The organism is Streptomyces sp. NPDC000229 (assembly GCF_040300825.1).
GTDB lineage: Bacteria > Actinomycetota > Actinomycetes > Streptomycetales > Streptomycetaceae > Streptomyces.
Genome location: NZ_JBEPEL010000013.1, coordinates 109,498 through 119,716, shown reverse-complemented (window position 1 = coordinate 119,716; position 10,219 = coordinate 109,498). Strand labels below are relative to the sequence as shown.

General features: G+C 74.7%; 6 protein-coding genes, 1 tRNA gene and 1 other RNA gene. 7 read left to right on the top strand and 1 reads right to left on the bottom strand.

Annotation, left to right across the window (positions count from 1 at the left end; translation table 11 throughout):
• The first annotated feature begins 110 nt into the window (after positions 1 to 110).
• From ABT360_RS10420 to ABT360_RS10410, 3 genes are all read left to right on the top strand, one after another.
• Positions 111 to 1,442: an LAETG motif-containing sortase-dependent surface protein gene (locus ABT360_RS10420; RefSeq protein WP_351813476.1), complete on the top strand. Its 1,332-nt coding sequence runs from the start codon at positions 111 to 113 to the stop codon at positions 1,440 to 1,442.
• Between the two features lie 192 nt (positions 1,443 to 1,634).
• Positions 1,635 to 2,423, top strand: coding sequence for an Fpg/Nei family DNA glycosylase (locus ABT360_RS10415; RefSeq protein ID WP_351813474.1), 789 nt, complete (start codon positions 1,635 to 1,637; stop codon positions 2,421 to 2,423).
• Between the two features lie 523 nt (positions 2,424 to 2,946).
• A complete protein-coding gene (locus ABT360_RS10410) occupies positions 2,947 to 3,789 on the top strand; it encodes a hypothetical protein (protein ID WP_351813472.1) in 843 nt (280 codons plus the stop codon).
• Between the two features lie 194 nt (positions 3,790 to 3,983).
• Here ABT360_RS10410 and ABT360_RS10405 read toward each other — a convergent pair.
• Positions 3,984 to 4,071: transfer RNA gene (locus ABT360_RS10405), tRNA-Ser, on the bottom strand.
• 128 nt (positions 4,072 to 4,199) lie between these two features.
• Between ABT360_RS10405 and ffs the strand changes: the two genes are divergently transcribed.
• From ffs to ABT360_RS10385, 4 genes are all read left to right on the top strand, one after another.
• Positions 4,200 to 4,298, top strand: an RNA gene (ffs, locus tag ABT360_RS10400) — signal recognition particle sRNA small type.
• A gap of 60 nt (positions 4,299 to 4,358) precedes the next feature.
• Entirely contained in the window at positions 4,359 to 6,614 is a 2,256-nt protein-coding gene (locus ABT360_RS10395) for a DNA polymerase III subunit gamma and tau (RefSeq protein ID WP_351813470.1), read from the top strand.
• A 61-nt stretch (positions 6,615 to 6,675) separates the two neighbouring features.
• Positions 6,676 to 7,926, top strand: coding sequence for a phosphoribosylamine--glycine ligase (purD, locus tag ABT360_RS10390; protein ID WP_351813468.1), 1,251 nt, complete (start codon positions 6,676 to 6,678; stop codon positions 7,924 to 7,926).
• Positions 7,927 to 8,204: 278 nt separating this feature from the next.
• On the top strand, positions 8,205 to 10,148 hold the full coding sequence (locus ABT360_RS10385) for a hypothetical protein (RefSeq protein WP_351813497.1): 1,944 nt from the start codon (positions 8,205 to 8,207) through the stop codon (positions 10,146 to 10,148).
• Positions 10,149 to 10,219: the final 71 nt, after the last annotated feature.

Sequence of the window (10,219 nt, the reverse complement as noted above, 5' to 3'; positions counted from 1 at the left end):
CCCGGAGCACACCCGATTGCGGGATATTCCCCTTCGCCGGCCCCTGACCGGTCATACGATCATCGCCGGTTCTCCGACCTGCCGAACCACCTTCCGACCAAAGGGCCCCTGTGAAGATCCGCCGTAAGCTCGCGACGGCTGTCGTCGCCGCCGTGACCGCGCCCGCCGCGCTGATCTGCGTCCCGTCCGCGTTCGCCGAGACCGCCCCGGCGGCGCCGCGGCCCCAGGAACCGCCCCTCGGCCGGTCGTTCGCGCACCACACGGCCGCCCATCCGGCCGAGCCCGCCCATCCGGCCGAGCCCGCCAAGCCCTCCCTCACCGAGCTGGAAAAGGCGGCCGAGGCGGCGCGGAAGGCGTACGACGCCGCCGTCGCCGCGGAAGCCGCCGCCCTCCAGGCGCTGACCGACGAGCTGTCGGACAAGGCCCCGCTCGCCGTGGCCGCCGCCGAGGCGACCAGGAGCGCCGAGGCCGCCGCAACCGCCAAGGAGGACGCCGACGGCAAGCTCGCCGGGGCCCGGGAGGTGCTCGCCGGGCTGCCGGTGACCGCCACGGAGGCGGATAAGGCCCAGGCGGAGCAGGACGTCGCCGATGCCCTGGTCGCCGCCGAGTCGGCCGCCAAGGCCAAGGACGCCGCCGACGCCAAGGCGCGGGAGGCCGGCAAGGCGAGGGACGACGCCCGGGCTGCCGCGTTCCGGCGCGTGCACCGGGCGGGGGAGGACAAGGCGAAGGCCCTCGCCGCCAAGGAGGCCGCCGACAAGGCACTGGCCGAGGCGCAGGAGGAGGCCCAGGAGGGCGCCTGCGTCCCGGAGGACCGGCTCACGGTCACCGCCACCGGCCTGCCGGCGAAGGTCACCGCGGGTACGACGGTCGACTTCACGGTCCGCGTCACCAACGGCACCGACCGGACCCTGGACGAGGTCTGGCCGTACGTGAAGGTCGAGGCCGCCGACGACCTGCTGGACGTCCTGTGGTCCACGGCCGACTCCCCGGCCTGGCAGGACGCGGACGCCGACCACTACGCGGGCGCCGTCGAGAAGCTGAAGGCCGGCGCCCACGCCGACGTCGAACTGCGCCTGAAGATCGGCGCCTTCGCGCCGGCCGGAGAGGGTGTGGCCTCCCTCGCCGCCGACTACCTCAACGACGACAAGTCGTGCGGCGGGACGCCGGAGTACTACGAGTACGCCTTCGACGTCGTCGCCGCGGCCCCCGCCCCCGCCCCGGGCGCGACCGCCGCCCCGTCGGCCACCCCGGCCCCCCAGGCGCAGGGTTCGACCTCCCCCCGGCCGGTCGACACCGCCACCGCCGGCACCGCCGGCAGCCTCGCCGACACCGGATCCTCCTCCGCCGTGCCGCAGCTCGCCCTGGCCTGCGCCGCGACGGTGGCCCTGGGCGCCGGCGCGATGTTCGCCGTACGCCGCAGGAAGGCGGGTGCCGGGAGCTGACGTACACACGGCCGAGGGGCCGGACCACCGGTCCGGCCACGCGGGTCCGGTCAGCCCACACGCCCCTTCTTCTGGCCGACACCCCGATGCCATCGGGTGCTGGGAGCAGGGCCACGCGCGCGGGAAGGTCGTCATCACCGTCCGACGGTCCGGCCCCGCCCGGCCGTCACGCGCTGGAGGAGGACGTACGCCATGCCCGAGCTGCCGGACGTCGAGGGATTCCGCAAGGTGCTCGAATCCTGTGCGAAGGGCAGGGTCATCCACCGCGTCGAGGTGCGTGACGCGGGCGTACTGCACGGGGTGAGCGCGCGGCGGCTGCGCGACGTGCTGGAGGGCCGGCGATTCACCGGGGCGGAGCGGCACGGGAAATGGCTGCTCGCCCGCACCGACGGCGGTCCCACCCTCGTGCTGCACTTCGGCATGACCGGCCGACTGGTCTGCGGCCACCCGGACGAGCCGGCCGAGGCCCACGACCGCGTCCTGTTCACCGTCGGGGGCGACCGTCAGCTCCGCTACCGCGACCAGCGCAAGCTCCAGGGGCTCTGGCTGGCCGACGACCCCGGCGTCGGAAGGCTGCTGGACCGCCAGGGACCCGACGCCATGACGGTGGGGCGTGCGGAGTTCGAGGCCGCGCTCTCCTCGCACCACGGCCGCGTCAAGACCGTCCTCACCGATCAGTCCGTCCTGGCCGGACTCGGCAATCTGCTCGCCGACGAGATCCTGTGGCGCGCCGGGCTGCGCCCCACCTGCCGGGCGAGCGACCTCACCGAGGCCCAACGCCGTCGCCTGTACACGCACATGCGGCGCACCCTGCGCTCCGCGGTCACCGCGGGCCGCGTCCCGCCGCGCGACTCCTGGCTCACCGGGCACCGCGACGACCCCGACCCGGCCTGCCCCCGCTGCGGCGGCCCGCTGCGCCGCTCCCGCATGGCAGGCCGCTCCACGGTGTGGTGCCCGCACTGCCAGCCGGACGGGTCCTGAACGCCGGACGACCCGGCCGGGAGGCGCGCACCGTCGACACCCTCCGCCGCGCCGCACGTTCCTGGCCATGGCCCTCTTCGGTACGGGCTACACCTGCGACGCCGTGCGCGGCCCGGCCGCCCGAGGTAACACCCTTGCCCTGAAAGGGAACTGATAACTTTTCGTACGCGGCGGGTGGTGACCGGAATGAGGCGCGCCGCGGAAGACGGGGGCGGGACATATGGCTTGGGAAGAGCGGGAGAGAGCCAAGGAGACGGCGGCACAGGGCCGCACCGGGTTGCAGCTGAACCAGGCGGATCCGGGAGGCGCGGCCGCCGCGGACCTCGTCGTGCCCAGGACGACCTGGGAGCCGTGGGCCACACGGCGGCGGCCGACTGGAAGCGATGGCCGGTGAACTGGCCGAGCTCACCACGGCCGTACGCGACCGTTTGACCAAGAAGGCGGACGGAGCGCGCCGGCAAGGCATCAACGCCACGGGCAGACGGCCGAGCGGCACCGGGTGAGCCTCGCCCAGGAGTCGGACATGGCGGGCGGCAACAGCGTCCAGCACGACGATCTCGGCTCCGCCAACCCCGGCCGGAAGCAACAACCGGAAGCAACAACAGGACCGCACGACCCTCAGGCCGCCCGGAAGGACCCCTGTCAGGTGAACGACGTCCACGCGTACCGGCCCCCCGAGGCCCCCTCCGACGGCGGCCCCGGCCGGCGCCACCGGCGTCGGTGGATCGTGGCGGCGGTGGCCGCCGGCGTGCTGGTCCTGTCGGGCACGGTCGCCGCCGCAGCACTGCTCCTCGTCGACGAGGGCGGCAAGGGCGCCTCCGACCGCACGAAGGAGCAGGTGGCGGGCGGCGGCTGGGCCGAGGGGATCACCCCGGCATGGATGAGCGAGCAGATGCGCCTCGACATCCCGGCCACCGCCCAGTCCCCCCAGGCCGCCTACGAGGTCACTTCCCGCTTCGACACCGGGATCCTGACCTTCACGGTGACGAGGTCCGAGGCGGAGGCCTATCTGGCGAAGCACCCGCCGAAGGGCAAGTGGCTGGAGCCCACGTCGGCGCGGACCGACGTACCTCCCCACGACTTCGCGCATCTGGGACTCCCGGAACCGGAGACCTTCAAGGAGGGCGTCCGCTACGGCTACGTCTGCCCCGGCGCCGCCGAGGCCACCGCGAGCCCGCAGACCTCCGGGGCCCCGGACATGCCGTACGGCATCGAAGAGGGCTACGACACGTCCGACGAACGCTGCGTGCGCCTGTACGCCCACGAGTACGCACCGCAGCGCACCCGCATATACCTCCGCGCCTACTTCGAACCGGGCATCAGCCCCCTCCCGGCAACGCCGGCCGCATCAGCCTCGTCGGACTGACCGGCCGCACTCCCGGGGGGTCGGCGGGGAGCCCCGATGCTTCGGGAGGTCGTCCAGGTCGCCCAGGTCGCCCAGGTCGGCGACATTCTCCGGGAGCCGTCGAAGGGCAAGTGAGACGGAGACCGAGTCCGGACAACGTCGAAGGGCCCCACCGCGAACGGTGGGGCCCTTCGACATCGTGCCCGGTGAGGCACTGGCGGAGGATACGAGATTCGAACTCGTGAGGGGTTGCCCCCAACACGCTTTCCAAGCGTGCGCCCTAGGCCTCTAGGCGAATCCTCCGCCGCAAACAATACAAGACGTTGAGGAGTGCTCGCGAACCCGTTCCCCGCGGGGACCGTGCGAGGGCGTCCGTCGGTGCCGGGAGGTCCCGGGGGGCCCACGGGGCCCGTGGCATCGGGTAGGCTGGGCGCAGCCCCTCACGTGGCGCTATCTGACTGAACTCCCCCAGGGCCGGAAGGCAGCAAGGGTAGGTCGGCTCTGGCGGGTGCGTGGGGGGCGCTTGCGTTGGTGGGGTGGGGTTCGGTGGGCCGGGTCGATTGTCGGTGGGGCCCGATATCGTCGTAAGGGTGTCGTCCCTTGCGCTGTACCGCCGTTATCGTCCCGAGTCCTTCGCCGAGGTCATCGGGCAGGAGCATGTCACCGACCCGTTGCAGCAGGCCCTGCGGAACAACCGGGTCAATCACGCGTACCTGTTCAGTGGGCCGCGGGGGTGCGGGAAGACGACCAGCGCACGGATCCTGGCCCGCTGTCTGAACTGTGAGCAGGGTCCCACCCCCACGCCCTGCGGTGAGTGCCAGTCCTGCCGCGACCTGGCCAGGAACGGGCCGGGGTCGATCGACGTCATCGAGATCGACGCGGCATCGCACGGTGGCGTGGACGACGCCCGTGACCTGCGGGAAAAGGCCTTCTTCGGCCCGGCGGGCAGCCGGTACAAGATCTACATCATCGACGAGGCCCACATGGTCACCTCGGCGGGCTTCAACGCCCTGCTGAAGGTGGTCGAGGAGCCGCCGGAGCACCTGAAGTTCATCTTCGCGACGACCGAGCCCGAGAAGGTCATCGGGACCATCCGGTCGCGTACGCACCACTACCCGTTCCGGCTCGTGCCGCCCGGGACGCTGCGGGAGTACCTGGCCGAGGTGTGCGGCAAGGAGCAGATCCCGGTCGAGGACGGCGTGCTGCCGCTCGTCGTGCGGGCCGGCGCCGGGTCGGTGCGTGACTCGATGTCCGTCATGGACCAGCTGCTGGCCGGTGCGGCCGAGGACGGTGTGACCTATGCCATGGCCACCGCGCTCCTCGGCTACACGGACGGTTCGCTGCTCGATTCGGTGGTGGACGCGTTCGCCGCCGGGGACGGGGCGGCCGCGTTCGAGGTCGTCGACCGGGTGATCGAGGGCGGCAACGACCCGCGGCGGTTCGTGGCCGACCTGCTGGAGCGGCTGCGCGACCTGGTGATCCTGGCCGCGGTGCCGGACGCCGCCGAGAAGGGCCTCATCGACGCGCCCGCCGACGTGGTCGAGCGGATGCAGGCCCAGGCGTCCGTGCTGGGGGCCGCCGAGCTCAGCCGGGCCGCGGACATCGTCAACACCGGGCTGACCGAGATGCGCGGCGCCACCTCGCCGCGGCTCCAGCTGGAGCTGATTTGCGCGCGCGTGCTGCTCCCCGCCGCGTTCACCGACGAGCGGTCGCTGCTGGCTCGGCTCGACCGGCTGGAGCGGGGCTCGGTGGTCCAGGGCGCCGCCTTCCAGGCGACGGGACCGGGACCCGCCATGGGGTACGTACCCGGGCCCGAGGCCCACGCCCAGATGCCGCCGGCCGGGCCGGGCGGTGGGCCCGCCGCCGCTCGGGCGGCGGTACGGGGGCCGGGTGACGCCCCCGCCACCGCCCCGGCGCCCGCGCCCGCGCAGGTGCCCGCCCCCGCTCCCGCGGCCCCTGAACCGGCTCCCGAGCCCGCGCCTCCGGCCCCCGCCTCGCCTCCGGCCGCCGCGCCGCCCGCCGCGTCCCGGCCCGGGGCGTGGCCCTCCGCCGCCGCGCCCGGGTCCCAGGAGTCCGGCAGCCGTCCCGGCGCCTGGCCCTCCGCGTCCGCCCGGCCCGCCGCCCCGGCACAGCCGGAGCCCTCGTCACCCGCACCCGCGCCCGCGCCCCCGGGTGCCGCGCCCGCACCCGCGCCCACCGGTGGCCCCGGTATGGCGCAGGGCGCCGCCCAGGTGCGGAACATGTGGCCGGACATCCTGGAGGCGGTCAAGAACCGCCGCCGCTTCACCTGGATCCTGCTCAGCCAGAACGCCCAGGTGGCGGGCTTCGACGGCACCACCCTCCAGCTGGGCTTTCTCAACGCCGGAGCCCGGGACAACTTCGCGAGCAGCGGCAGCGAGGACGTGCTGCGGCAGGCGCTGGCCGAGCAGTTCAACGTCCAGTGGAAGATCGAGGCGATCGTCGACCCCTCGGGCGGCTCCGCGCCCCCGCCGGCCTCCGGCGGCGCGGGCGGCGGTGGCTACGGCGGTGGTGGCGGTGGCTACGGCGGCGGGCGCCCGCCCCAGACGCCCTCGCCCGCGCCGCAGGCCGCCCCCAGACCCGTACAGCAGGGTCCGCAGGGGACGCAGGCACCGCAGGCGCAGGCGCCCCGGCCGACGCCGGCACCGGGGTCCGGTGCCCCCACGCCCGAGTCCCCGCGCCCCCCGGCCGCGCGGCAGCCGGTCAGGCCCGAGGACGACATGCCGGAGGACGACGACCCCGACCTCGTCGACTCGGCGCTCTCCGGCCACGAGCTGATCGTGCGCGAGCTCGGGGCGACGGTGGTGGAGGAATATACGAACGAGTAGCGGGGGCGTCCTCGGTGGCCCGCACAAAGATCGCCCCGCTCAGCGGGCTACCCTGACTGGCGTGAAGGTCCTCGTCATCGGCGGCGGCGCCCGCGAACACGCCCTGTGCCGCTCTCTCTCCCTCGATCCCGACGTCACCGCTCTGCACTGCGCGCCCGGCAACGCCGGAATCGCGGAGGTCGCCGAGCTCCACCCGGTCGATGCCCTCGACGGCGCGGCCGTGGCCCGCCTGGCCGCCGACCTGGAGGCCGGTCTGGTCGTCGTCGGCCCGGAGGCACCGCTCGTCGCGGGTGTCGCCGACGCCGTACGGGCGGTCGGCATCCCCTGCTTCGGCCCCTCCAGGGAGGCCGCCCGGCTCGAGGGCTCCAAGGCGTTCGCGAAGGACGTGATGGCCGCCGCCGGCGTCCCCACGGCCCGTTCGTACGTCTGCACGACCCACGAGGAGATCGACGAGGCGCTCGACGCCTTCGGCGCCCCCTACGTCGTCAAGGACGACGGCCTCGCGGCCGGCAAGGGCGTCGTCGTCACCGGCGACATCGAGGAGGCCCGCGCCCACGCCCGCTCCTGCGACCGCGTGGTCATCGAGGAGTACCTGGACGGCCCCGAGGTCTCCCTCTTCGCGATCACCGACGGCACCACCGTGCTGCCGCTCACCCCCGCCCAGGACTTCAAGCGTGCCCTCGACGGCGACGAGGGCCCGAACACCGGCGGCATGGGCGCGTACTCGCCACTGCCCTGGGCCGACCCCAAGCTGGTCGACGAGGTCATGGCGAGCGTCCTCCAGCCCACCGTCGACGAGCTGCGCCGCCGCGGCACGCCCTTCCAGGGACTGCTGTACGCGGGCCTCGCGATCACCTCGCGCGGTGTACGGGTCATCGAGTTCAACGCCCGCTTCGGCGACCCCGAGACCCAGGTGGTCCTCGCCCGGCTCAGGACCCCGCTGGCGCGGGTCCTGCTGCACGCCGCCAACGGCACCCTCGACAGCGAGCCGCCGCTGACCTGGCGCGAAGACGCCGCCGTCACCGTGGTCGTCGCCTCGCACAACTACCCCGGCACGCCCCGCACCGGTGACCCGATCGAGGGCCTGGACGAGGTCGCGGCGAAGGACGCGCCCCACGCGTACGTGCTGCACGCGGGGACCAGGCGGGAAGGCGACGCGATCGTGAGCGCCGGTGGCCGCGTCCTGTCGGTCACCGCGACCGGCAAGGACCTCGCCGAGGCGCGGGAGCGGGCGTACGCGGCGGTCGGACGCATCCGGCTCGACGGCTCCCAGCACCGTACGGACATCGCGCGCAAGGCCGCCGGGGAGTGAACCCGGGGCGATCGCGGGAGTGAACCGCGTGGTTCGCTGAACCGTCTTCACCTTTGCCCAAAGCCATTCCATCGAGTGACGGCTGGCCCATCCGGATGACGCCCGCCGGTGCCCCAACTAGGGTGCCGCGCAAGCGTTCCGGCACTTGGCCCACCGGCATTGCGATGTCAGTGGTGGGTGCCACAGTGGGGGAGTGACCAACACCGCCGCGAGGCAGTCCGCCGCAGGGCAGAAGGGGGTGACGTACGGCCGTGTCCGATTCCGGTACTCGTTTCGGGATGGGTGAGGAGCGGGGTGCGCGGGCCGCGCACGCCCGAGCCCTGGCCGTGCTGCGGGTCCGCAGCAGGGCGCTGGCCGTGGCGTTGCTGCCCGCGGCCTTCGCCGTCGTCCTGCTGGCCGGTGGCGCCACGGGCCATCTCTCCGGTGCGGGCTGGGACGCGGCGCGCCGAGTGGTGTCGGTGCTCGCGGTGGTGGTGCTGCTGGCCGCCGTGGCGGTGGGTGCCGTGATCGCGCGGGCCCGGCCGGCGCTGACCCCGACGGTGGAGATCTCCCGGGAGTCGGCCCCCGACCTGTACCGGCTCGTGCAGGACCTGGCGGGGCGGCTGGATGTGCCGGTGCCGTCCGGCATAGCGCTGACCCCGGACTGCGACAGCTGGCTGGAGGACCGTACGCATCCGGCGCACGGCAGGCCGCCCATACCGGGCGTCCACCGCTCCGACACCCCGCCCGTCCTGGTCATAGGGTCGCCGTTCCTGTGGTGGATGCGGGTCGCCGAACTGCGGGCGGTGCTGGCCCCCGTCGTCGCCGGGACGGGACCGTCCGCGCAGCCCGACATAGCGGCGGCCCGACGTTTCGTCCGGGGCCTGGACGCGGCGGTCGCGGTGGCGGACCAGCCGGGCCTCGATCCGGTACGGCGCCTGGGGGCACGGTTCGTCGGCGCGGCGGTGCGGGTGCTGCTGCGCGGCTGCCGGGTGCACGCCGCCGAGATGGAGCGGGGCGTGGCGGCGGCCGCGTCGGAGCGTGCACAGGCTGTGGACTACGGCCTGCGGATCGTCGCCCAGGAGCAGGTCGGGCTGGCGTACGCGGGCTGGGACCGGCTGCTGACCCGGGTGGCCCTGCCCGCCTGGCGTATGGGTCGCTGGCCCTCCCGGCTGGACGCCGGCGTCGTCTCGGCGCTGACGGAGCTGTCGCGGCGCGACCGGCTGGCGGAGGGCTTCGCCTCCCGGCTGGGCGAGCGCCCCGCGTGCGACCTGCTCGAGGAACCGGGGCTCGTCGACGAGGCCACTTCGCTGCTCGCCGCCCGCCTCTTCCACGGCGGGCCCGCCGAGGTGGGTCCCGACTGGGCGCCGGTGGACTGGCAGCAGTACCCGGACGAGGTCGTCGACCGCAAATGGCGTACGGAGGCGGCTCGCCTCCACCGGGTGCTCGACCGTCTCGGCGTCGGCCGGGAGGACGATGCGACGCTGGCCCGCGTGATGGACCACCTGGCCACCGCCCGGACCGGCGAGACGCTCGCCGCCGCCATCACCGCCGAAGTCTCCCGCGAGGCCACGCACAGGGGCCCCGCGCCCGGCGCGGCCCCCGAGGCCGGCCCGTCCGCCGACACAGGCGCCTCGGCCCCCGCCCCCAGCGCAGCCCCCGCTCCCGGCGCGGCCCCCGCCCCCGGTGCGGCGCCCGACACCGCAGCGACCCCCGCCCCGAGCGCCACCCCCGCCCCGAGCGCGACCCCCGCCCCGAGCGCCACCCCCGCCCCCGGCGCGACCCCCGCCCCCAGCGCAGCCCCCGCCCCCACCCCCGCGCCCGCCTCCGGAACCCCCGCGCCCGCCTCCGGAACCTCCGCTCCCGCGCCCCCGGTGGCCTCCGCCGCGGCCCCGGTGGCTTCCACCCCGCCCCCCATGTCCGTCCCCGGAGACCTGGACCACGCCGCCTGGGGTCCGGGTGGCGACGCGCTGCCGCTGTTCCCGTTGCAGCCGCCGCGCAGTGGGCGGGAGCTGCTGGCCGACCACGTGACCGCCATGGTGTGCTGCGCCGCCGTCGACACCGCCGGCGCCGCGCCAGGGCTGGACTGGCTCGACGGGCCGACCCTGCTCGTGGGCGGAAAGCGCCACCCGGACCTCGGCGCCCGGGTCCTCAGCCTCATAGAGGACGCCGATCCCGAGCCCCTCCGCGCCTGGCTGGCGACCGTCGGCGTACGCCCCGAGAAGCCCGTTCGTCTCGTCTGAACGCCGTGTGGCCGATACGCGACCGGCGCGCCAGGAACGGAATGCGACGTTCCGTTCTCGCCAATTAACGA